General features: G+C 37.4%; 20 protein-coding genes and 2 tRNA genes. 8 read left to right on the forward strand and 14 right to left on the reverse strand.

Annotation, left to right across the window (positions count from 1 at the left end; translation table 11 throughout):
- Together BUB91_RS21580 and BUB91_RS15160 are read right to left on the reverse strand one after the other, a co-directional pair.
- Positions 1-262 (reverse strand): transposase (locus BUB91_RS21580; RefSeq protein ID WP_139250537.1); only part of this gene is annotated, 262 nt, incomplete at its 3' end.
- A gap of 88 nt (positions 263-350) precedes the next feature.
- Positions 351-2,906 (reverse strand): adenosylcobalamin-dependent ribonucleoside-diphosphate reductase, encoded by a 2,556-nt coding sequence (locus BUB91_RS15160; protein WP_073100129.1) that lies wholly within the window; start codon positions 2,904-2,906, stop codon positions 351-353.
- A 575-nt stretch (positions 2,907-3,481) separates the two neighbouring features.
- Between BUB91_RS15160 and secDF the strand changes: the two genes are divergently transcribed.
- Positions 3,482-6,493, forward strand: coding sequence for a protein translocase subunit SecDF (secDF, locus tag BUB91_RS15165; RefSeq protein WP_073100130.1), 3,012 nt, complete (start codon positions 3,482-3,484; stop codon positions 6,491-6,493).
- Between the two features lie 76 nt (positions 6,494-6,569).
- Here the strand turns inward: secDF and BUB91_RS15170 are convergent, their stop codons facing one another.
- From BUB91_RS15170 to BUB91_RS15205, 8 genes are all read right to left on the reverse strand, one after another.
- Entirely contained in the window at positions 6,570-7,487 is a 918-nt protein-coding gene (locus BUB91_RS15170; RefSeq protein WP_073100131.1) for a glutaminase, read from the reverse strand.
- A complete protein-coding gene (locus tag BUB91_RS15175) occupies positions 7,487-7,969 on the reverse strand; it encodes a DUF192 domain-containing protein (RefSeq protein ID WP_073100132.1) in 483 nt (160 codons plus the stop codon). The genes BUB91_RS15170 and BUB91_RS15175 overlap by 1 nt, the downstream gene beginning before the upstream one ends.
- A 6-nt stretch (positions 7,970-7,975) precedes the next feature.
- Entirely contained in the window at positions 7,976-8,911 is a 936-nt protein-coding gene (gene lgt, locus BUB91_RS15180) for a prolipoprotein diacylglyceryl transferase (RefSeq protein ID WP_073100133.1), read from the reverse strand.
- Positions 8,912-8,959: 48 nt separating this feature from the next.
- Complete coding sequence (gene yidD / locus BUB91_RS15185; RefSeq protein ID WP_073100134.1) at positions 8,960-9,223, reverse strand: membrane protein insertion efficiency factor YidD; 264 nt, start codon at positions 9,221-9,223, stop codon at positions 8,960-8,962.
- Between the two features lie 11 nt (positions 9,224-9,234).
- Positions 9,235-10,722 (reverse strand): cysteine--tRNA ligase, encoded by a 1,488-nt coding sequence (gene cysS / locus BUB91_RS15190; RefSeq protein ID WP_073100135.1) that lies wholly within the window; start codon positions 10,720-10,722, stop codon positions 9,235-9,237.
- 70 nt (positions 10,723-10,792) lie between these two features.
- Positions 10,793-11,479 carry a GTP cyclohydrolase I FolE gene (folE, locus tag BUB91_RS15195; RefSeq protein WP_073100136.1) on the reverse strand — a complete coding sequence of 229 codons (687 nt, stop codon included), beginning with the start codon at positions 11,477-11,479 and terminating at the stop codon, positions 10,793-10,795.
- Between the two features lie 167 nt (positions 11,480-11,646).
- Positions 11,647-13,143, reverse strand: a complete 1,497-nt coding sequence (locus BUB91_RS15200; RefSeq protein ID WP_073100137.1) for an OmpP1/FadL family transporter — start codon at positions 13,141-13,143, stop codon at positions 11,647-11,649.
- Positions 13,144-13,176: 33 nt separating this feature from the next.
- Positions 13,177-14,346, reverse strand: a complete 1,170-nt coding sequence (locus BUB91_RS15205; RefSeq protein WP_073100138.1) for a hypothetical protein — start codon at positions 14,344-14,346, stop codon at positions 13,177-13,179.
- Positions 14,347-14,476: 130 nt separating this feature from the next.
- Here BUB91_RS15205 and proS point away from each other — a divergent pair, with 130 nt between their 5' ends.
- The 4 genes from proS to rpsT all read left to right on the forward strand — a co-directional run bounded on the left by proS (position 14,477) and on the right by rpsT (position 16,483).
- Positions 14,477-15,949 carry a proline--tRNA ligase gene (gene proS, locus BUB91_RS15210; protein WP_073100139.1) on the forward strand — a complete coding sequence of 491 codons (1,473 nt, stop codon included), beginning with the start codon at positions 14,477-14,479 and terminating at the stop codon, positions 15,947-15,949.
- A gap of 76 nt (positions 15,950-16,025) precedes the next feature.
- Positions 16,026-16,097, forward strand: a tRNA-Glu gene (locus BUB91_RS15215).
- A gap of 43 nt (positions 16,098-16,140) precedes the next feature.
- Positions 16,141-16,212, forward strand: a tRNA-Glu gene (locus tag BUB91_RS15220).
- Positions 16,213-16,234: 22 nt separating this feature from the next.
- Positions 16,235-16,483: a 30S ribosomal protein S20 gene (gene rpsT / locus BUB91_RS15225; RefSeq protein WP_073100140.1), complete on the forward strand. Its 249-nt coding sequence runs from the start codon at positions 16,235-16,237 to the stop codon at positions 16,481-16,483.
- 546 nt (positions 16,484-17,029) lie between these two features.
- On the opposite strand, the gene rho is transcribed toward rpsT, so the two are convergent.
- Positions 17,030-18,763 carry a transcription termination factor Rho gene (rho, locus tag BUB91_RS15230; protein ID WP_073100141.1) on the reverse strand — a complete coding sequence of 578 codons (1,734 nt, stop codon included), beginning with the start codon at positions 18,761-18,763 and terminating at the stop codon, positions 17,030-17,032.
- Positions 18,764-18,969: 206 nt separating this feature from the next.
- Between rho and BUB91_RS15235 the strand changes: the two genes are divergently transcribed.
- The gene (locus BUB91_RS15235) at positions 18,970-19,380 is read left to right on the forward strand and encodes a DUF4293 domain-containing protein (protein WP_073100142.1); all 411 of its coding nucleotides are present in this window, start codon (positions 18,970-18,972) and stop codon (positions 19,378-19,380) included.
- A gap of 75 nt (positions 19,381-19,455) precedes the next feature.
- Here BUB91_RS15235 and BUB91_RS15240 read toward each other — a convergent pair whose 3' ends face one another.
- Positions 19,456-19,947 (reverse strand): metallophosphoesterase family protein, encoded by a 492-nt coding sequence (locus BUB91_RS15240; RefSeq protein WP_073100143.1) that lies wholly within the window; start codon positions 19,945-19,947, stop codon positions 19,456-19,458.
- A gap of 50 nt (positions 19,948-19,997) precedes the next feature.
- Here BUB91_RS15240 and truA point away from each other — a divergent pair, with 50 nt between their 5' ends.
- Positions 19,998-20,789: a tRNA pseudouridine(38-40) synthase TruA gene (gene truA / locus BUB91_RS15245; protein WP_083557963.1), complete on the forward strand. Its 792-nt coding sequence runs from the start codon at positions 19,998-20,000 to the stop codon at positions 20,787-20,789.
- Positions 20,779-22,548, forward strand: coding sequence for an ABC transporter ATP-binding protein (locus tag BUB91_RS15250; protein WP_073100144.1), 1,770 nt, complete (start codon positions 20,779-20,781; stop codon positions 22,546-22,548). Before truA ends, BUB91_RS15250 begins: the two co-directional genes overlap by 11 nt.
- Here the strand turns inward: BUB91_RS15250 and BUB91_RS15255 are convergent.
- A complete protein-coding gene (locus tag BUB91_RS15255; protein ID WP_073100145.1) occupies positions 22,545-23,393 on the reverse strand; it encodes a DUF3667 domain-containing protein in 849 nt (282 codons plus the stop codon). The genes BUB91_RS15250 and BUB91_RS15255 overlap by 4 nt on opposite strands.
- Before the next feature lie 5 nt (positions 23,394-23,398).
- Entirely contained in the window at positions 23,399-24,181 is a 783-nt protein-coding gene (gene cdaA, locus BUB91_RS15260) for a diadenylate cyclase CdaA (RefSeq protein WP_073100146.1), read from the reverse strand.
- Positions 24,182-24,390: the final 209 nt, after the last annotated feature.

Here is a 24,390-nt window from a genome sequence, read left to right on the forward strand (position 1 = left end):
TCTTGCGGGAGGAATACAGGTTGCGAAGGTAAGCATAGATCAGTATCTTAAGCAGTGCACGGGGATGATAGCTTGATGTACCACCGCCTTTATAAGTGACCTCAATGGAACTTATATCGATCCGGTTGACAATCGCATTTACTATACGTACAGGATGGTTCTGCGGTACAAAATCATCATAACTAGGCGGAAGCAGGCTCAACTGAGACTGATGGTCGGTCTTCCAAACAGGTTTTGCTTTCATACCATGAAAGTAAAACATATTCAGAATAAATCCATAAAAAAAAGAGGCTGTCTTGACTTTTTAGACAGCCTCTCTTTTTTATGCTTTATATATTTTACCGGAATTATTATCCGCACTTAGAAGAGCCGCAGTCTTTACAGGTAAGGCAGCCTTCCTGATAAATTAATTCTGAAGAATTACAGTTGTCGCATTTTTGTTTAAGAGCTACTGTTCCGTCTGCTACGTAGCGTTTTAATGCACGAGCTACACCATTTTTCCATGTGTTTATTGAAGCGCTGTCTAATTGTAAGCTATTTGTTAATTCAACAGCTTTTTCAATAGGCATTCCGTAGCGAAGTGTTGTAGAAATCAATTTTGCATAATTCCAGTACTCAGGATCAAACTTATGAGAGAGTCCTTCAATTGTAGTTTTATAGCCTCTTTTATTTTGATATTGAAAATCATAACGAGAGCTTCCGTCTTCGTTTCGGTTTTTAATAATTAGACCTTTTTCAACCCAGCGCGGTAATAAGATTCCGTCTTCATCATCAGCAATACCGGTAAAGATTTCATAAGGTTTTCCTTCTATAAGACCTATGAAAGCGATCCATTTTTCTTTGTTATTTTGAAAACGTACAATATCTGCTTCTAGAATTTGAGGTCTCTTAGTCGGGAATGCTGTTAGGGTTTCGTGTTCTTCCTCTTCTTTCTTTTCCTCGTTAGAGATTAGAACGCCTGAGCGAGACCCATCGCGATAAACAGTTACACCTTTACAGCCGGCTTGCCAGGCTTCAAGATATAAGTCGCCTACGAGCTCTTCGTCTACATCGTTAGGTAAGTTGATGGTGACACTAATACTGTGGTCTACCCATTTTTGTACAGCTCCCTGCATGCGTACTTTATTCAGCCAATCAACATCATTGGAGGTTGCTTGATAGTAGGGGGATTGTGCTACGATTTCATTTAATTCTTCCTGACTGTAATTCTTGTCAGTAGCAATGCCGTTGATTTTCATCCATTCTTTAAAGCGATGGTGAAATACCACATATTCTTCCCAAGAGTCACCTACTTCGTCAACAAAGTCCACACGAGCTTCTTTGTCATTTGGATTCACTTTACGGCGACGCTTGTAAACAGGTAAAAAAACCGGTTCAATACCAGATGTGGTTTGTGTCATTAAGCTGGTTGTTCCGGTAGGAGCAATGGTAAGTAAGGCAATGTTACGACGACCATGCTCGAGCATATCATAATACAGTTTTTCGTCTGCTTCTTTAAGTCTTAATATAAACGGATTTTCTTTCTCGCGTTCTGAATCAAAAATAGGGAAAGCGCCGCGCTCTTTAGCAGCGTCAACCGATGCGCGATAGGCTTCAATAGCGATGGTTTTGTGAATTTCTACAGAAAATTCATTTCCTTTTTTACTTCCGTATTTGATGCCTAGTGCAGCAAGCATATCACCTTCGGCGGTGATACCTATTCCGGTACGGCGGCCTTCTTCGGCTTTCTTTTTAATATTTAACCATAGATTATGTTCAACCTTTTTAACTTCTTCATTTTCCGGATCGCTTTCTATTTTGTGGAGAATAGCATTGACTTTTTCAAGTTCGAGATCAATAATATCGTCCATTATCCGCTGCGCTTTTGCAACATGTTTTTTAAATAAATCAAAGTTGAAAGAAGCTTTCTCTGTAAAAGGCTCATCAACGTAAGAAAATAGATTTATAGCTAATAAACGACACGAGTCATAGGGGCAAAGAGGAATCTCGCCACAAGGATTTGTAGATACTGTTTTGTAGCCCAAATCTGCATAACAATCTGGTACAGATTCCCGTGAAATAGTGTCCCAGAATAGAATACCGGGTTCTGCGGATTTCCAAGCATTGTGAACAATTTTTTTCCAGAGTTTTTCAGCTTCAATTTCCTTTTGATTCAAAGGGTTTTTGCTGAATATGGGGTATTTCTGAGTATATTTTTTTTGATCTTTCACCGCTTGCATAAAACCGTCATCGATACGTACCGAAACATTAGCGCCGGTTACTTTACCTTGTTCCATTTTTGCATCGATAAAATCTTCTGCGTCTGGGTGGTTTATAGAAACCGAAAGCATCAAAGCGCCACGTCTTCCGTCTTGAGCAACCTCACGGGTTGAATTGGAGTAGCGCTCCATAAAAGGGACAAGACCTGTTGATGTTAATGCAGAATTCTTCACACCAGAACCTTTAGGTCTTATGTGAGAGAGATCGTGGCCTACACCGCCACGACGTTTCATGAGTTGAACCTGCTCTTGATCTATTTTCATAATCCCACCGTAAGAATCAGAAGCGCCGTCATTTCCTATAACAAAACAATTAGATAAAGACCCTACTTGAAAAGGGTTTCCAATTCCAGCCATAGGACTTCCTTGAGGAACGATGTATTTAAAATTTTTAATCAAGTCAAAAACCTCTTCTTCGCTCATAGGGTTTGGATATCGGGCTTCAATGCGAGCCAACTCTTTTGTGATACGGCGATGCATATCATCAGGAGTTTTCTCATAGATATTGCCTTCGGAATCTTTAAGAGCATATTTATTGACCCAAACACGAGCTGCAAGGTCGTCTCCTTTAAAATATTTTAATGAAGCTTCAAAGGCTTCATCTTGAGAATACGTTTGAGAAACGGGTGCGGTAACTGGTGTGGCCATCGGTATTTTGTTTTGAGGTTTAGCTATTGTGAAGGTAGTTGAAAAACAAACAAAAAAAACTCGATATTTTATAAAGTTTACGAAAAATAAATGTAAAATATTGGTTATAAGTACTTTGATTATTTATCAACAGTTAAGAGTTGACAAAATTTATAATTTTTATTTCTATAAATCAATTTCTGGCATCACTGTTTTCCATTCTAAGTATTTATTGAAATGTTATAAAAAAAGGCCAATTAAATATTGGAAAACATTATTATATTTTTTGATATTGACAATCAAAACTGAATTTTTTAAAAACTGAATTCTTTTTATAAGGTAAAAAAGCCTTGGCTAGGTGTTTAAATAAATTGGAGAAGGCTCGATTTGTTTAATTTTAAAGTATCAAATTTAACATGCAATTTGGGTTGAAAATCAATCAAAATAGTGCTTAATGATTTGTCTTTTAGTTTTTTAAAAGGTTAAAGAAATCAAAAAGATATTTATTGGCATTTCTGCATTGAAACCCTATATTTGCACGTTTTACAAAATCGCCTGAAAAAGGTTCGGGAAGAATTAATAAATATTAAAGAGTAATGCAAAATAAAGGACTCATTAGAGTATTTGCGATTTTATTTGGGTTGGTGAGTTTATACCAGCTTTCATTTACGTATTTCACAAATCAAACAGAAGACAAAGCTGCTACTTTTGCTGAGCAAAAAGTACCCAATTCTGTTGAGGATTATGTAGATAGAAGAGGTGAGGTTGAGCGTCGATACTTAGATTCTATAGGTAATGACCCTATAGCTTTAGGTATAACGTATAATGATGCCAAGGATAAAGAGCTTAATAAAGGTCTGGATCTTAAAGGGGGTATGAATGCCATTCTTGAAATTTCTGTTGCAGATATTTTAAGAGGCTTAAGCAATAACAGTACTGATCCTGCTTTTAATCAGGCTTTAGATCAGGCTGCAGAAGCTCAAAAAAGTAGCCAAAATAGTTTTTTAGAAGATTTCTTTGATGCTTTTGAAGCAATACCCGGAGATAACAAATTAGCTTCTCCAGATGTATTTGCAAATACGACTTTAGGAGAGAAGATTAACTTTAATATGACCAATGCTGAGGTAGAACCAATCATTGCTCAGGAAATTGAAGGATCTATTAATTCTGCATTTGAAGTATTACGTAATCGTATTGATAAGTTTGGTGTTACTCAACCTAATATTCAACGTTTAGATAACCAATCGCGTATATTAATCGAACTTCCCGGAGCTACAGATATAGAGCGTGTAAAATTTCAATTAGAAAGTACTGCTCAATTAGAGTTTTACAAAACGCATTATGCTTCTCAGGTAGCGCCTTATTTATTAGAAGTAAACAGTGTTTTAAAAGATATTGTAGCTCCTGCTGAAGTACAAGAAACTGAAACGACTGTAGATTCTACAGAAGCTGATGATTCTATAGAAGACTTACTTGCTAGTGAAGAAGATTCAATAAGTCCTGCTGCACAGAACAATCCTTTATTTGAGGTGTTTAGTTTTAATCCTGCTATTCAGCAATATGCTCAGGCTCCAATCGTAGGTTATGCTCAGGTAAAAGATACAGCGACAATAAATGGATATTTAGCAAAGCCTGAAATCACAAGACTTCGTCCACAAGAATTACGTTTTGCAAAATTCAGATGGGGTATTACTGAAGCAGAATCTGATGTTGTACCGCTTTACGCATTGCAATCAGACCGTAGCGGATCTCCTGCTATGGATGGTGATGTAGTGCAAGATTCACGTCAACAATACACGCAGGCAGGTCAGCCTTCTGTAGGTATTGACTTTGAGGGTCAGGGTCCTGGTCAGTGGGCAAAACTAACTGGTGAGGTTGCAGGTGAAGGAAATGCTATCGCAATTGTTCTTGACGGAACGGTTTATTCTGCAGCTACTGCTAAAGCGGAAATTAAAGGTGGATCTACTGAAATCTCAGGAAGCTTTGCAGTTACAGAGGCTCAGGATTTAGCAAACGTATTAAAAGCGGGTAAACTTCCTGCTTCGGCAAAAATCATTTCTTATGATGTTGTTGGTCCTTCATTAGGACAAGAAGCGATTAATAGTGGTTTGATGTCATTTGTTATCGCACTTTTATTAGTGTTGGTTTGGATGGTGTTCTACTACGGTAAAGCTGGTCTTTTTGCAGATGTTGCATTAGCGGTAAACATCTTATTTATATTTGGTATTCTTGCTGGTCTTGGGGCGGTGCTTACACTTCCTGGTATCGCGGGTATTGTGCTTACGATAGGTATGTCTGTGGATGCAAACGTGCTAATCTTTGAGCGTATTAAAGAAGAAGTAGCAAAAGGTAAGTCTCAAAAAGATGCGATTAAAGATGGTTTTAATAATGCATTGTCATCAATTCTTGATGCTAACATTACTACGTTTTTAACTGCATTGATTTTATTCTTATTCGGTACAGGTCCTATTCAAGGATTTGCGACTACCTTAATGATAGGTATTGCTACTTCTTTATTTACTGCAATTTTTGTTACACGTCTATTTATTGACGGGTATGGTAAAAATGGTAAGTCTCTTGCATTTTGTACTGGAGCAACCAAAAATCTGTTTACCAATTTCAATAAAGATTTCTTGGCAAAACGAAAAGTTGCTTATGTGATTAGTGGTGTATTGATCTTAGTAAGTTTAATATCGTTATTCACTAACAGTCTAGATCAGGGTGTTGATTTTGTTGGTGGGCGTAATTATACCGTTCGTTTTGAAGCGCCGGTTAATGCTACTGAGGTTGAAAACAAATTAATTGCTGAGTTAGAAAGTGCACAAGCAAAAACATACGGAGAGGCTAATCAGTTAAAGATTACTACGAAGTATAGAATTGAAGAAGAATCGTCTGAAGTAGATGACGAAATTCAGCAGAAATTATATACAGCTTTAAAAAGCTATTTGCCTGCAGATTTAACCCTTGCACAGTTTGTAAAAGGTGGTTCAACAGAAGAAAAAGTAGGTATTCTAGAATATAACAAAGTAGGTCCTACGATTGCAGATGACATTAAAAGAGATTCATTCTGGGCTGTTTTAGGTTCATTAGTGGTTGTCTTCTTGTACATTTTATTGCGTTTTAGAAGATGGCAATTCTCATTGGGTGCTGTTGCTGCAGTATTCCACGATGTGTTGATTGTATTAGGTATCTTCTCATTGACCTATAAGTTTATGCCATTTAATATGGAAATTGACCAGTCGTTTATCGCTGCGATACTAACCGTTATTGGTTACTCGCTGAATGATACCGTGGTTGTATTTGACCGTATTAGAGAGTTTATGAAGGAGTACGGTACAGATCGCAAAATGGGTGTTATTATCAATCAGGCGATTAACAGCACTATTAGTCGTACCTTAAATACGTCTATGACTACTTTAATTGTATTGCTTGCGATCTTCATTTTTGGTGGAGCAAGTATAATGGGCTTTATGTTTGCATTGATCGTAGGGGTTGTAGTGGGTACGTACTCTTCGATCTTCATTGCAACACCAGTTATGTTTGATACGATTCAGAAAAAGGCTTTAAAGCCAGAAAAAATAAAAGAAGAAGAGGAGACTGTGGCGTAACTTTCAGTTTGCTTTAATCATATAAAAACAAGGGTCTGATTTTAAAATCAGACCCTTTTTTGTATTCATTACTTTTTTAAAAAACTGAAATCTCAGTTTTGGTAGTTAGTAACTCCAGAACCTTCATACCCAGTTCAGAATTACCATTTTTATTGAGTGGAGGACTCCAAACAGCTACACTGTAGTGTCTAGGATGTAGCGCAACAATGCCGCCGCCAACACCACTTTTACCGGGTAAGCCTACTGTGAATGCGAATTCTCCAGATTCATCATAAAAACCACACGTAAGCATCAATGCATTGATGCGTTTAGCGAGAATTGGGTCTAGAACTGCTGCTTCTTTGCTAAGATCATATTTTCCATAGTTCAGGAAAATTGTAAAAGCTTGTGTGAGCTGTTTGCAGTTCATTGCAATAGAGCATTGATGGAAATAGAAATCAAGCACATCATCAACATTGTTTTTGATGTTGCCAAAGTCTTTCATTAAATGAGTAAGCGAAGCATTACGGAACTTATGCTCCATTTCAGAAGCGGCTACTTTTTCATCATATTCAACACTTTGATCTTCTGCGATGTTGCGTACGAATTGTAAAAGGTCTTCTTTAGGATTTTCTAATTCTGAAATAAGAATGTCTGCAACAACAAGAGCTCCTGCATTTATGAAAGGATTTCGGGGGATTCCTTTCTCGTATTCTAGCTGTACTAATGAATTAAAAGGATCTCCTGAAGGTTCTACGCCTATGCGTTTCCAGACCTCTTTTCCTTTGAGTTTAAGAGCCAGAGCTAGGCTTAAAACCTTTGATATACTTTGTATGGAAAAACAATCTAAAGAATCTCCTAAACCGTATCCGTTTCCGTCAGTACATTGTAGATAGACTCCGAATTTTGAAGGGTCAACCTTACCAAGTTCAGGAATGTAAGTAGCTACTTTTCCGGTATTTTTAAAGGTTGCGATTTCCTCTTTAATTTCTTGTAAGACCTTGGAGTAATCCATTATTTGCGTTTCCAGCTAATGGAATCTCCTTCTTTAATATCCCATAAGTCAGCAATACCTGCATTTGTTTCCAAGACATACATTACCGGAACTTCAGAAGGTAGGCTGGATTCGTCTAAAGGCTTTGCATTTTCAATAATGGTAGCAATTTTCAGATCTTTTGTAATGAAAAATAAATCCAAAGGAATGTAGGTGTTTTTCATATAAAAGCTGTGCGGTCTTTCATCTTTAAAAACAAAAAGCATCGCTTGATTTTGTTTCATAGACTCCCGGTACATCAGTCCGGTTTCGGTTTCATAATCGGTATCTGCGATTTCTATATTGAAATAGACTTTCTCTTCGTTTTGTTTAAAAATTTGAAGTTTTCCTTCCTGAGTAAACGCTATTTGTTCTTGCGGAATCTCTGCAGGTTCTGATTCCTGATTTTTACAGGAAAGAATTGTGCTGAAACCTAAAACGAGAAAAACTATTTTCTTAAACATGGCAGATTAGTATTGAGGTTCTTTTTTCTGGCCTAAGGCGCGTACGATCATAAAAATACCAATTAGTATAAACGGAATACTTAAGATCTGACCGGTATTAAAACCGAAAATCCAATCCTCGCGGCCTTCAACTTGAGCGCGTTTAAAGTACTCTACTATAAAACGAACCGTCCATAAAAGAACTAAGAAAAGTCCGAAAAGAAAGCCTTCTTTTTTGCGTAAATCTGTTTTCCAGTAAACAAACATTAAGATGAGGAATACAAATACATACCCAAAAGATTCCATCAATTGTCCCGGAAAGCGATACGGTATTTCAGCAATATAATTTGCAAATTGAGGATCATCGGTTAAAGCACTGTATGCTTTGTGTTCGTTAGGTATTCCGGTTAAGCGTTGTACTTCGTATTTGTTGTATTGATCTTGAACAAACTTAATTCCTAAATTTGAATCGGTAATTTTACCCACCATTTCCGAATTGAAAAAGTTGCCAATACGAACAAAAATGGCTCCTAAAGAAACTGGTAAGATTACACGGTCTAAAAGCCATAGAACACTTTTCTTTAAAATCTTTTTATTATAAAGATACATGGCAAAGATCATCCCGATGGCTGCACCATGACTGGCTAAACCTTGAAAACCGGTATATTCAATTTCTGGTACAAATCGAAAAGGTAAAAACACAGAAAGAGGATCTTGCCAGAGTAGTTCTGTTTGATAAAAGAACACATGGCCTAGGCGTGCTCCTATTAAAATTGCTAAAACCGAGTAGATAAAAAGCGGATCTAGTTTTTCTTCTTCAACACCTTCATTTTTATAAACTTTTTTCATCAGGTACCAGCCTAACGAAAAAGCAATAACAAACATCAAACTGTAATAATGAATGGTAAAGAATCCTAAATCGAGACCCGTTGAAGGGTTCCAGGTCATTTTTAAAGGGAGCATAAGCTGTAAAAATTTTGTGCTGTAAATATAGGAAAGCCAAAAGGCTTCTTAATCTTTTTTAGATTTTTTATATGAGTTTTTACCTTTTCTAGGAGGAACGGGGTCATAGCCTGAACCACCCCAGGGATTGCAGCTTGCTATACGTTTTATAGCTAGCCAAGTTCCTTTTAGAGGTCCGTGTTTTTCTATAGCCTGAACGCTGTAATGAGAGCAAGTGGGTTCGTACCTGCAAGCAGGGGGTAATAATGGTGAAATGAGTTTCTGGTAAACGCGAATAGGAAAAATCAATATTTTTTTTACTAGACTTTTCACCGTTTGAGATTTTAAGATAAGGTATAGGTTGTTCCTTCTCGACCATCCTTCAGTTGAATTCCCAGTTCTAAAAGTTGATCTCTAATCTGATCGCTGGTTGCAAAATCTTTATTAGCTCTTGCCTCTTTTCTAAGCTGAATTAAAAGCTCTATCGTTCCATTCAGTTTGTCTGTATTAGCTTCGGCTACGGCATTTACATCTTCAAGCCCTAATATGTCAAAAACAAATGCGTGAATACTTTTTTTGAAGATTTCAAGGTCTGTCTGAGAGATCTTTGCTTTGCCATCTTTTATCTGATGAATAAACTTAGCGGCCTCAAAAAGTTGAGCGATTAAGATGGGGGAGTTAAAATCATCATTCATCGCAGTATAGCAAGACTGTTTCCAACCTGAGATGTCTAATGAACTGGTCTCTGCAGTAGGAAGTGAGTCTAATAGATTTACCGCTTCCATAAGACGATTGAAGCCTTTTTCGCTAGCTAATAGTGCATCATTGCTGAAATCTAAAACACTGCGGTAATGTGCCTGCATAATAAAAAAGCGGGCAACACTAGGGGAGAAGCCTTTAGTTAAAAATGGACTGTCGCCGGTAAAGATCTGAGCCGGAAAAATATTGTTTCCGTCACTTTTAGACATTTTCTTACCGTTTAAGGTAAGCATATTAGCATGCAGCCAGTAATTCACCGGATTTTTACCGTTTGAAGCTTCAGACTGTGCAATCTCACACTCGTGATGCGGAAATTTTAGATCCATACCGCCACCGTGAATATCAAATTGATCTCCAAGATATTTGGTGCTCATAGCGGTACACTCTAAATGCCAGCCCGGAAAACCATCTCCCCAAGGCGATGGCCAGCGCATAATGTGCTGAGGTTCGGCTTTTTTCCAAAGTGCAAAATCCTGAGCATTTTTCTTTTCGCTTTGTGCGGCTAGTTCGCGCGTATTCGTGATCATATCTTCAAGATTGCGACCACTTAATTTTCCGTACTCATGAGTCTCGTTAAATTTGAGTACATCAAAATAAACGGAACCATTTTTCTCGTAGGCAAAACCATTGTCGATTATCTCTTTAATTATCTCAATTTGCTCAATGATATGACCGGTTGCAGTGGGTTCTATGCTGGGAGGAAGGCAATTGAATTTTTGAAGGATAGTATGAAAGTCGATTGTGTACTGTTGTACAACTTCCATAGGTTCTATTTGTTCTAAACGCGCTTTTTTTGCGATTTTATCTTCGCCTTCATCAGCATCGTCAGTAAGGTGGCCTGCGTCAGTAATATTTCGTACATAACGAACTTTGTATCCTAAATGCTTCAGGTATCTAAAGATCATATCAAAAGACATAAAGGTACGTACATTACCGAGATGTACATTGCTATAGACCGTAGGACCACAAACATACATCCCAACATTTCCGTCTAAAAGAGGTTTAAATGTTTCTTTTTGACCACTTAGAGAATTGTAAAGTGCGATGTTTTGCTTTTGATATAAGGTCGACATAGATTAGTTGTTATGCGTGCTTTAAAGCGTATTATTTATAAGGAAACAAGACTAAAAATAAAATGCGTAATTAAAAAGGAGTATCAAGTTTGATGTAATCTAAGAACTCGCGTCTAACAGCTTCTTCTTTGAATTTACCACCAAATTCACTGGTTACCGTGCTGCTCTCGATATCACGGATCCCACGGCTGTTTACGCAAAGATGTTTTGCGTCAATAACGCAAGCAACATCTTGCGTGCCTAGAACTTTTTGAAGCTCCTGAACTACTTGCATAGTAAGGCGTTCTTGAACCTGAGGTCTTTTTGAATAATAATCGACCACGCGATTCATTTTTGAAAGTCCTACAACACTGCCATTAGAAATATAGGCAACGTGAGCTCTTCCTACAATTGGTAATAAGTGATGCTCGCAAGTAGAATAAACAGTAATGTTTTTCTCTACAAGCATTTCGCCGTACTTGTAATTGTTATCAAATGTAGAGGCTTTGGGTTTGCGGGCAGGGTTTAAACCGCCAAAAATCTCATTTACAAACATTTTCGCTACTCGGTTGGGAGTGCCTTTTAAACTGTCGTCTGTAAGGTCTAGTCCTAGCGTTTGCATAATGCGCGCAACATCTTCTTTTATAAGTTCAATCTTCTCAGAATCACTTAATTTAAAAGCATCATCCCGTAAAGGAGTTTCTGCAGATGTACCATGATGATTATCACCTATTTCATCAATTGCTTTCAATTCTTCGTTATCAAAATTCATTTTCATAAAGCTATTAGTCGCCGCTTGGGCTAAAGGCTTGCAAAGATAGTTAAATTAACAATTTAAACTGCTTTACAAGTGTATCTCATTTATTGATTCGGGTATTATTTTTATCAATAAAAAATGCCTTCTGAATCAATGATTCGGAAGGCATTTTAAGAGTGTTGTTTGTGTTATAGCTGAAAGCTTACTGTAGCTAGAATATTTGTATTTATGTTATCTATAAAAGCAGTATTTGTAAAGGTGCTTTCGTATAGAGCAGCATTCTGTTCCTGTTTTGCCCAGTCGTAAGCAATATCAATTCTTGCATTGCCTAGCGTGTAGCCTAGTCCTAAAGAATAGCCGGTAGTATTGCCAAGTGTTTCTTCATTTTTATATGGACTTTCAATAAAACGGTAACCCCCTCTAAAACTCCAATCACCGGCTAAAAATTCACCACCTAATTTATAGCTGGAAACACCTTTTAGTTGGTTGTTGATTTGGTTATTCATTTGTTGAAAAAACACATCTTCATCAGGTGAGTATTTCATAGAACCATAGTCTTGGTAAGAGTAATCAAAACTTAAAAAGCCTAATTTTCCAAAAATATAAGCGATACTTCCTGTTGCTTTTCCCGGTGTTCTAAGATTGTAATCTTCGTAGATGTTGATGGTATTAGGGTTTAATATAGCATCACCGTTTGTACCTGAAGTACCGAGGTATTGCTCTGTTTCTTCTGAAATTGTGAAATAGGTAGGAGTGTCATAAGTGGCACCAACTCTTAAAGAAAGGGAAATATGATAAATACCACCTAGCTGAGCAGAAATACCAGAACCAAAAGCTCTGTATTCATTGTCAAAGCGCAAGTTGCTTACTGCATTGTTTGCACCACTATTATCTTCGTAAAAAACTGTGTTTCTTGTGAAATTAAATGTGTGTGCATTTAGATTTAATCCTAAATAAAGGTTTTCGCTAAATTGCCCTGCAGCGTTAAAGGTAAATTTGCTGTTGTTTCCTCTGGTAGTATATTGATATTCCTGATTAAAAGAATTTCCATTTTGAGCACTTACATATTCCGTATTGTCTAAATCTGAAGATACAGGATCAATTAAATATCCTTGATAACCCAGAAAGGCTTGTTGAGTGGCAAAGGTTTCATTTTCGCCTAAAAACTGATACAGGTCTGCGTTTGTTTCTCCTGATTGTAGTTCCAGTAAATCTAAAGGTGTGCCTTGAGCATTTCCAAGAAAATAATCTGCAATAGAATTGCTGCTTACTCCTGAAGCGATATATGCATTGTCAAAATCGTTGGTTCTGTCATAATTAAAACCAAAAGTAAATTTGCGAATCTTTCCAATTCCATTAGAAACAAATACGCCACCAAATTGATTGAGATCTATATTAGAGTCCTTATTTGAGGTGATACCATCATTATAAAATGTCTGGTTATCATAGGCGCCGGAAGATAGTGTAAGAGCTACTGTGCTATTATTAAATATGGCAGATCCTGCAGGATTACTGTTAATTGCAGAAACATCGCCACCTAGAGCGCCAAAAGCTCCGCCGGCACCACGATATCTTGCGGTACCTGTTAGGTTTTGAGTACTGTAGCGTACTGCATCTGCTACTGTTTGAGCAGTAAGGCACTGCATACTTAAACCTATAGATAGGAGTATGAGAAGTTTTTTCATCTTAAAAATAAATAATTGAACTGTATTTTATTACTATCTGCCGCCACCACGTCTTGAAGATCCTCCACTGCTGCGGCTACCTCCACTGCTACGGCTGCTACCTCCGCTAGAACGAGCAGGTGCTGCACTACGTGTAGGTGTGCTTCTAGATACAGCAGAACTACGTGAAGAAGAGCTGCTTCTTGAATAAGTACTAGATCTATTTGCAGCTGATGGTGTAGATCTTCTGATCGTATTTGAGTTAGAATTTCTACTTATCGTATTGCTGTTGCTTCTTCGAGCGGTAGAATTGTAAATAGAATTAGAATTTCTACTTGAAACTCTATTTCCATTAGCAGAAGAACTTCTGCTGCTTCGTGAAGGATTAACACCTACATTATTTCTGCTGTACGTACGACTTGTGCGTGCATAATTAACATCAGAGGATCTGCGTGAGCTAGTTCTTGCTGAGCTCGAAGAGTTTGCTGTTCTGCCTCTTGAGTAAGAATTATTCGATCTACGACTGTTTGCATATGCAATTCTGTCGCTGTTATATCTAGAATAATAATTGTTTCTATAGGCATTGCGATATCCGTAGCCGTAAAAAGTGTTCACCCCGTAATAACCATAAAAAGGACTAAATCCAAATCCCCAGCCATTATATGGGAAACCCCATCCGCCATAGCCCCAGCCATTATAGGCATAACCATAACCTCCGTAAGGATTCCCCCAGCCGTAACCTCCGTAAGGGTTGCCCCAGCCGCCAAAACCTCCGTAGCCCCAGCCGTTATTCCAAAAAGGTCTTGCGAATCCATAACCCATATTTGGATAAAAGTTAGCATAGGTGTTAACTATAACTTCATCATATGTGTCTCCCCAGCCCGGCTGAGCATTATAAGTTAAGCTTTCATTTAAAATAGCTTCATCATCAGTATACTCTGAGTTGGAAGAATATGAATCGATATCGGTAAAGATTTCACCAGATTGTTGAGCAGCATCTAAATCTTCAGCGCCTTGGTTGAAATAATTAGCATAAACGCTTCCGTTTTCAGTTGATGCAACTTCTTGCTGTTGAACATTATCATTGTATACGCGAGTACTTCTTCCGTAAATCCCATCATTCATAGTGTATTGTGAAGGTCCACAAGAAACTAATCCTGCAAGGGCAAGAAGACCAAGTATAGGTTTAAGTAATGTTTTCTGAGTTATTTTCGAGCCGCGCATATCATCCGTATTTTATTGTTGTACATTGTAAATTTAGTTAGTTTTGCCGTCAATTTTATGCATTTAACAAAGATGTAGCAAAACTTTAAAACACTTATAAAGACACAATATTTGTGCCAAATAAATATTTATGGGAAAGAATTTAACCACTCGCGCAGAAGATTATTCAAAATGGTATAATGAACTCGTTGTAAAGGCTGATCTTGCTGAGAATTCAGGAGTTAGGGGTTGTATGGTGATTAAGCCTTATGGCTATGCTATATGGGAAAAAATGCAGGCAGAACTAGATCGTATGTTTAAAGATACCGGTCATGAGAATGCCTATTTTCCGCTATTTATACCAAAATCGTATTTCAGTAAAGAAGCGAGCCACGTAGATGGTTTTGCAAAAGAATGTGCGGTTGTTACTCATTATAGATTAAAAAATGATGAAGATGGAAGTATTATTGTAGATCCTGAAGCGAAGCTTGAAGAGGAATTAATTGTTCGACCTACTTCTGAAACGATTATTTGGGATACCTATCGAAAATGGATTCAATCTTATCGTGATCTTCCTATAAAAGTAAACCAGTGGGCAAATGTTGTGCGTTGGGAAATGCGTACGCGTTTATTCTTGCGTACGGCAGAATTTCTTTGGCAAGAAGGTCACACCGCTCACGCTACTCAAGAAGAGGCTCTTGAGGAGGCGCAACAAATGATGCGCGTGTATGCTGATTTTGCTGAAAACTTTATGGGAATGCCTGTGATTAAAGGTACAAAAACCGAAAGCGAGCGTTTTGCAGGAGCTTTAGAGACTTATTGTATTGAGGCTTTAATGCAAGACGGTAAGGCTCTTCAGGCTGGTACGTCTCACTTTTTGGGTCAAAATTTTGCAAAAGCCTTTGATGTTAAGTTTGCTACTAAAGAAGGTTCTCAAGAGCATGTGTGGGCAACCAGTTGGGGAGTTTCTACACGTTTAATGGGGGCTTTGGTCATGACGCATAGTGATGATAACGGTTTGGTGTTGCCTCCTAAGTTGGCTCCAATACAAGTGGTGATTGTTCCTATATACAGAAGTGAGGAGCAGTTAGACTCAATTTCTCAAGTTGCGAGAGAGCTTAAGCGTGAATTGCAATTATTAGGGGTTAGTGTGAAGTTTGATGATAGAGATACACACAAGCCAGGCTGGAAATTCAATGAGTATGAATTAAAAGGTGTGCCTTTGCGTATTGCTATAGGTCCTAGGGATCTTGAAAAGCGTACCGTAGAGCTTGCTCGTAGGGATACATTGACTAAAGAGACCGTTTCTAAAGATGATATTGTCTCTCGTGTGCAGGATTTGCTTGTAGAGATACAAAAAGCTTTACATGATAAAGCAAAGAATTTTAGAGATACGCATATCACTGAAGTGGAGACTTACGATGAATTTAAAGATGTTTTAGAAAATAAAACAGGTTTTGTAAGTGCTTTTTGGGATGGCTCAAAAGAGACCGAGGAACGCATTAAGACAGAAACTAAAGCAACAATTCGCTGTATTCCTTTAGATTATAAAGAGGAGGAAGGCGTTTGTGTTTACAGTGGGGAGCCTGCTAAAATGCGAGTTTTATTTGCAAAAGCATATTAATTTAAAAAAAGTTTGTTTTGCTATTGTGTGATAATAAAATATGTGTATTTTTGCATCCGCAATTGAGCGAAATACTGGTCCGTTCGTCTAGGGGTTAGGACGCCAGGTTTTCATCCTGGTAACAGGGGTTCGATTCCCCTACGGACTACAAAGGTTGGTTGTGCACCTTAAGCATGAATATTTGACATAATGGCCCGTTCGTCTATCGGCTAGGACGCCAGGTTTTCATCCTGGTAAGAGGGGTTCGATTCCCCTACGGGCTACAATTTAAAACAGAACAAGATAATGGCAAATCACAAGTCATCTTTAAAGAGAATAAGAAACAGCGAAGTTAAGCGTTTAAGAAATCGCTATCAGAGTAGAACTACGCGTAATGCAATGAAAAAATTGCGTGAAGCTGATAAGAAAGAAGCAGAGACCTTGTTTCCTTCTGTAATTTCTATGATTGATAAGTTAGCTAAGAATAATATAATTCATGATAACAAAGCTGCTAACTTAAAATCTCAACTTGCTAAGCATGTAAATACGCTATAACAAGTTAGTTTTAAAAATATTTGAAACTCCCACGCATTTCGGCGTGGGAGTTTTTTTTGTTTGTATTAACTCCTGTGGTATCCAATTAAGGGATCAAGTTGTCCAGTTGGAGGGCGTTTTATAGAATAAGTAGCAGCTTCTTGCCCGTAATTGTTTTTTACTCCGTCATATGCCGGATTCCAAGTCACTGAACTTTGCTTTTTGCAGCTGTTGAATTTCCAGATCTAAAGCTTCCCATCAATGCTTGATTCTTAGCTCTTGTAGAGCTTCAATGGCTAATTGCAGCTTATCCTAAGCTATTCGCATAATCCCAATAACTATACATATACTATTGATAAGATAGGAATGCTTATAGGTAACCCCAAAGTCAGTCCGTGATCAAACCACACTCACCCACAGATTTTGTGGTAAAGTGTGGTAGGAGTGTGGTTTCAGTGTGGTAACATTATGCTTTTACTTGGAAGGAGCTAGTTCGAAAAAGGGGTGATAAAAAAAGCGACATCAATTAATGATGCCGCTTTTTTTATTGAGATATTTAGATTCTTTTTACCCGTTCATAGAGATTAAGAACTCTTCATTGTTTTTGGTTTGTTTTATACGGTCGCTAATGAATTCCATTGCTTCAATAGGGTTCATATCTGCGAGGTATTTACGCATCACCCACATACGCTGTATTGCATTATTACTAAGTAATAAATCATCACGTCGTGTGCTTGAAGAAGTAAGATCTATGGCAGGGAAAATTCTTCGGTTAGCAATCTTACGATCTAACTGAAGTTCCATGTTACCGGTACCTTTAAATTCTTCAAAGATCACTTCATCCATCTTAGACCCTGTTTCAGTTAAAGCCGTAGCGATAATAGAAAGAGATCCTCCGTTTTCGATATTTCGGGCTGCACCAAAGAAGCGTTTTGGTTTATGTAATGCATTTGCATCCACACCACCACTTAATATCTTGCCAGATGCTGGTTGTACGGTGTTATACGCTCTTGCAAGTCGTGTAATAGAGTCAAGAAGTATAACAACATCGTGACCGCATTCTACTAGACGTTTTGCTTTTTCGAGAACAATATTCGCTACGCGAACGTGCTCGTGAGCTTCTTTGTCAAAAGTTGAAGCAACTACTTCGCCTTTTACATTACGTTGCATGTCGGTAACTTCTTCAGGACGCTCATCGATCAATAAAATCATTTGGTACACTTCAGGATGGTTTGCTGCTATGGCATTTGCAACATCCTTAAGCAACATAGTTTTACCGGTCTTTGGTTGCGATACAATCATACCACGCTGCCCTTTTCCAATAGGAGCAAAAAGATCCATAATACGTGTTGATATTGTGCTTTGACGCTCTCCGATATTGAATTTTTCCTTCGGAAATAAAGGTGTCAGGTGCTCAAAAGAAACACGATCACGCACCACACTTGGGTCAAGACCATTAATTTTTGAAACCTTAATAAGCGGAAAATACTTTTCACCTTCTTTAGGAGGGCGAATGACTCCAAGAACTGTATCACCTGTCTTTAGACCAAACAATCTGATCTGAGACTGAGATACATAGATATCATCTGGAGATGATAAATAGTTATAGTCTGAAGAACGCAAGAACCCATAACCGTCTTGCATAATATCTAATACTCCTTCACTTTCTATTAAGCCGTCAAACTCATAATCTGGCTCTCTGTAGCGATTGCGGGTATCTTTATTCCCGTTGTCGTTATTGCGATTATTATTGCGGTTATTGCTGTTGCGGTTGTTATTTGAATTGCTGTTAGAATTAGAATTACCGTTTGTATTGTTTTCTTTACTAGGTCTGCTTTTTGAATTGCCAGCGTTAGCATCTTTATGCGCTCTAGGTTGCTTAACCTCAGATTGTTTGTTCTCAGGTTTCTGAGAATTATCTTTATCAGATTTCTGATTTCTTGGTTTGCGTTGTGTATTGTCTGGCTTGTCCTCTTTTTTAGCTGCAGTTGCTGGAGGAGGAGTTTTTGTATCCTGTTTAGTATCACTATTTGACTCTTTCGCAGGACGTGTGTTTTTCTTTGGGGAGCTCTTTGGTGTAGTTTTACGCTCTGGAGCTTTTGTTTTTGCAGGAGCAGGAGTATCAGGTGATTTTTCTTCTATAACTTCTGCAACCGCTTTAGGATCTGCGGCTTGTTGATCAAGAACTTTATAGACCAGATCCAATTTTTTAAGGGATCTGTATTTAGGGATGTCTAAACCTTTGGCGATTTCCTGTAATTCAGGCAGCTTTTTGGCTTTTAATTCTGAAATATTAAACATTAACTATAAGTATGAATTTCTGTATTGAATTGATTTGAATGCGATCAAAAAATTTTGAGAGAAGATCTGAGAAATTTTTTGGCGAGTAAATAACCAACTTAGAAGCGGTTACACTATCTATTGCAATTATACAACAATATTTTTTATTAAAATGAGTCTAGTCTGAAAGAAGTTTATATTTTTGTCAATCTTAACTGAAGAAAGAAATGATTCAACGTATACAAAGTGTTTATTTAATTCTGGCGGCAATCGTGTCTGTCGGGTTACATTTTGCAATACCTGTTTACAGTACAACAACAGGAGAACCTGTTTATGCTGTAGACCATTTAGAATTGGTTGCTTTGTTTTCTGGAAGCGCTCTTTTTTCTTTTATCACGATTTTTTTATTTAAAAATAGGAAGCTTCAGTTTGTTCTGGGCAGATTGAATATAATATTGAACTTTATTTTGCTAGGTGTATTGCTTTATCAATCGCAAATCTTATCTGGAGGGGCGGCGGCCCCAGAGAAGGGTATTGGGATGCTAATCCCCATCATTTCTATCGTTTTTATCGCTTTGGCTAACAAAGCAATTAAGCGGGATGAGGATCTTGTAAAATCTGTTGATCGGTTGCGATAGACCTAATATCTTAGTTAATTAGTGCGAAAGCCCTGCTAGTATGCCAACTAGCAGGGTTTTTTAGTTATAAGCTGGTTAGCGCTTCATTTCGATAACCTCGAGATTGTCTATTTTACCTTGATCTACGGTAAAGCGCAGCATCGTGCGTACTTTATGGAAACCGTGTTTTCCAATAGCGCCGGGATTCATATGTAATAAATTGAGTTTGCGATCTGGCATTACCTTTAAAATATGGGAGTGCCCGCAAATAAATAATTTAGGCGGATTGGCTTTCAGTTCTTCTCGTATTGCAGGTGAATATCTTCCGGGGTAACCGCCAATGTGCGTGATTAGAACATCTACACCTTCACAAGAAAAACGGTTGTTCAATGGGAACTCTTTTCTTATTTCATGATCATCAATATTGCCAAAAACAGCCCGTAAAGGCTTTATTTTCTGCAGTGCTTCAGTTACAGCTAGATCGCCTATATCTCCTGCATGCCAGACTTCATCGGCTTTTTCGGCATAAGTCAATATACGTTCGTCAATATAACTATGGGTGTCGCTAAGGAGTAGTATTTTTTTCATAACAGATAAAGAATTCTCAAAATTAGAAGACCTCTTGCAAAGATGTATCTTTGCAGCTTCAATCACAAACAGAACGCTTGCGGTATTTTATTGACATAGCTTATGATGGCGGGCCGTATCACGGTTGGCAACGTCAACATCAGAGTATTACGGTACAAGAAGTTTTAGAAGGAGCACTTTCAACTTTGCTGCGGAAAGAAATGAGTGTAGTGGGAGCAGGCCGTACAGATGCTGGTGTACATGCGAAACAGTTATATGCACATTTTGATTTTGAAACTGAATGGACACCAGAGGAGATCAAGTATCTGCAGTTTAGATTGAATCGCTTTCTGCCGGAAGCTATTGCGGTTAATGACATTCTAAAAGTAAGGGAAGAAGCGCATGCGCGTTTTGATGCTACCAGAAGAAGTTATGTATATAAAGTGCACACATTTAAAGATCCATTTCTTATAAATCAGTCTTATTTTTTTGAAAAGGAATTGGATTTTGATAGGATGAATAAGGCAGCAAAATTTCTATTAGGTAAGCAGGATTTTAAGTGTTTCAGTCGTTCTAATACAGACGTTAAAACTTACCTTTGTGAGATTGTAGAAGCGCAGTGGATTAAACAAGAGAATACGTTGCTTTTTAAAATAAGTGCAGACCGTTTTTTGCGGAATATGGTGCGGGCGGTGGTAGGAACTTTGCTTGAAATTGGTTTAGGCAAGTTAAATCCTCAAGATTTAAAAACGATTATAGCAAGTAGAACGCGTTCTGAAGCCGGAGCTTCAGCCCCGGCTCACGGTTTATACCTTACGGAAGTACGCTATCCTGAAGAAATATTTTTACCCTATGGCAAGTAGTAAAGGAAATGCATTTGATTTTGGCTTGTTTAAAAAGCTCTTGAGTTACACAAGCCCTTATAAAATGCGCATGTATTTTGTGGCAATATCAGCTATACTTATTTCGATTTGTGCGGTATTACGCCCTGTGTTTATTGAGTATGCGATGGACGAAGGTATGCAGCCTAAAAACATGGATACGCTGATCTATTTTATAGGTTTGAGTTTTCTGGTACTTATAGGCGAGTCTCTTTTTCAACTGCTTTTTATCTACTTCGCAAACTGGCTGGGGCAACAAGTCGTTCTTGATATCAGAACCCGACTCTTCAAGCATATGATCTATTTCAAAATGCAGTATTATGATAAATCTGCTGTAGGTCGACTGGTGACCCGTGCGGTAAATGATATCGAAACGATTGCAAGTATATTCAGTCAGGGTCTGTTTATGATTATTAGTGATTTGCTTAAAATGCTGGTTATCGCTGGGGTTATGCTATATAAAAGTTGGCAATTATCACTAATCGTTTTTGTTATTCTTCCGTTTATACTTTATGCAACACGGGTATTTCAGAAGAAAATGAAGGTTGCTTTTGAAGAAGTACGTACGCAGGTTGCCAATCTCAATTCGTTTGTACAAGAACGGGTAACGGGAATGAAGATCGTGCAGGTCTTTTCCCGGGAAGAAATTGAGCAGGATAAATTCAATGAGATTAACAAAAAACATATGGCTGCATGGAATAAAACCGTGTGGTATAACTCTATTTTCTTTCCTATTGCTGAAGTTGTAACTTCAATAACAATAGGGCTATTAGTTTGGTACGGAGGTTTAAGAGCGGTAGAAAGTGATGTGATTACGATAGGTTTAATTACTGCTTTTATACAGTTTTCTCAAATGTTGTTTACGCCATTGCGTCAGATTGCAGATAAATTCAATACCCTGCAAATGGGTATGGTAGCTGCCAATCGTGTTTTTGGTATTTTAGAAACAGATGCGCGTATTGATGATGAAGGAACTCACGTATTGAATAACATCAAAGGAGCTCTAAGTTTTGAAAATGTACGCTTCAGCTATGTTGAAGATGAAGAAGTTTTACGCGGAATCAACCTGGAAGTTAAAGCGGGTGAAACCGTTGCAATTGTAGGTTCTACCGGTGCCGGAAAATCTACGATTATTAACTTATTAGGTCGTTTTTATGAAATAGACAGCGGTGTGATTAAAATTGATGGGATTGATATAAAGGATGTCGAAGTCGCTTCGTTAAGATCAGAAATTGCTGTGGTTTTACAAGATGTGTTTTTGTTTGCAGATTCGATCTTAAATAATATTACATTGAATAATCCGGATATTACCGAAGCAAATGTGATTGCCGCGGCCAAAGCGATAGGTGTAGATTCATTTATATCTAGTCTGCCTAATGGATATCATTATAATGTAAAAGAACGTGGAGCAATGTTGTCTAGTGGACAGCGTCAACTGATTGCCTTCTTAAGAGCTTATGTAAGTAATCCTAGTATTTTGGTGCTGGATGAAGCAACTTCTTCAGTAGATTCTAACAGTGAGCATTTGATTCAGAAAGCGATTAATAAAATCACAAAAGGACGAACTTCAATTGTTATTGCGCATCGACTCGCAACCATCAAAAAAGCTGATAAAATCATTGTGATGGAAAAAGGTCAGGTTGTAGAAATGGGAAGTCATAAAGAATTGCTAGAGGTAGAGAATGGGCATTACCGTAATCTTTATGAAGTACAGTTTACTGCAAGTAAGCAGCCGGTTTAATTTTTTGCTTCATTTACAGCTTTTATGCTTTCAATAAGTTCATCAAACATACCCATTTTAGCCATGATAACCACGGCAATTATTGTGATTATTATGAGGAAGATACTTCCCACAAGAGCAAAAAGAGAGGTTTTTATAATGAGCTTATAAAAGCTTAAGCGGTAAAGTCTTTTAAGAACATAGCATAAATATATGATATAGCCTATTATTCCTAAAAAACTGAAAAAGTAGTAAAGTTTGGGTGACCAGATCGTTAAAATGGCCAAAATATAAAAGGTAAGGTTGATGTGACTAAAAGCATAGAGGTAAATCACCGTATGCTCCAGATAATTAAATTGTTTATAATTCCAGAATACAATTCGGGAAATCAGAGCTAAAACGGGAATACTAAGTATACTGGTTAGGGCTTGATACTCATTAAAACTTGCAGCAAATTTCTTTATAAAATTTAATTGAGCTTGATTCTTCTCTTCAGGGAAAGCAATGCTTTCGAAGATAGAATCCATAAAATATTCTCTGAGAATAAAAACATAAATCCCGGCTATTGATAGGGAAAGTGCGAAATATCCAAAAGCAGACATATATTTTTTTCGAACACCGTTTATATAGCCGCCTATCACATCTTCCGGTTTTCTAAAAAGGGCTAGAAATGTTTTGGGAAATGCACCGTCAATACTCAAAAACCGATCGTTAAAATCCTCGAGAAGATTTTTTACTGTAATGCGATTTTTAATGATTTTTCCACCGCAATAATTACAGAATACAGCATGAGGACTCAGATTTTTTGAGCAATTGCGGCAGTAATTGACGACTACTAGAGTATTTTCTGATTTTTCTATATTCATAATTGTTAGCTGAGATCTTTTCTTAAAATCTCAATAAGTTCTGCTAAGTTTTTAAAGAGTACAAATTCACCATCTTTTAAATAACTGATGTTTCCGGTTTCTTCACTTACCACAAGTGCGACCGCATCTGTTTTTTCAGTAATACCTAGAGCAGCTCTGTGACGTAGTCCAAAACGCAAGGGAATATTTCGCTCATTAGAAACTGGTAAAATAGCACGTGTAGCAACGATTCGGTTATCTTCAATTATTGCTGCACCGTCGTGAAGGGTCGAGTTTTTAAAGAAAATACTTTCAAGAATAGGGCGGTTCACTTCAATACTCATTTCATCTCCCGTTTGTTTAACAAAGTCAAGATGTGTAGTGCGTTGTATAACAATTAATGCTCCGGTACGTGTTTGTCCCATTTTTTCGCAGGCATCAATTATTTCTTCAACTTTAGTATCAGAATTATCTTTTGCTTCGTCCTGAAGGAATTTTATATGTTTAAGAAAACCTGTTTTTCTACCAATATTTGTAGAACCAATCATCAGTAGAAACTTTCTGATTTCTTGCTGAAAAACCACAATTAAGGCAAACATTCCTGCTCCGATGAATTGCCCTAAGATGGTACTTAGCATTTCCATTCGAAGCAATTGTGTGATTTTCCAGATGACCCAGATAATACAAATTCCCAGAAAAATATTAATTGCCACAGTCCCTTTTACCAGTTTGTACAGGTAATAGAGTAGGGTAGCAACTAATAAAATATCGACTAAATCGAGTATCCTAAAATTTTCAAGAATGTCCAAAGGTTAAGCTGTTTTTGTAAAAATAGCGCAAAATATGCGGTTCTCTTAGTTAATATAAAGGATAATATAGTAACCCGAAAATTATTAGTTAAAATAAAAACTACAAAAATAGTTGTATAACTAATTTTTTCGTTTTATGTTTGTTGTAAGCTAATAATTAGAATGTTAGTACTTGAATAAGTTTTGAATTCATTAATCAAAAAAATAAT

Source organism: Leeuwenhoekiella marinoflava DSM 3653, assembly GCF_900129005.1.
Classification (GTDB): domain Bacteria; phylum Bacteroidota; class Bacteroidia; order Flavobacteriales; family Flavobacteriaceae; genus Leeuwenhoekiella; species Leeuwenhoekiella marinoflava.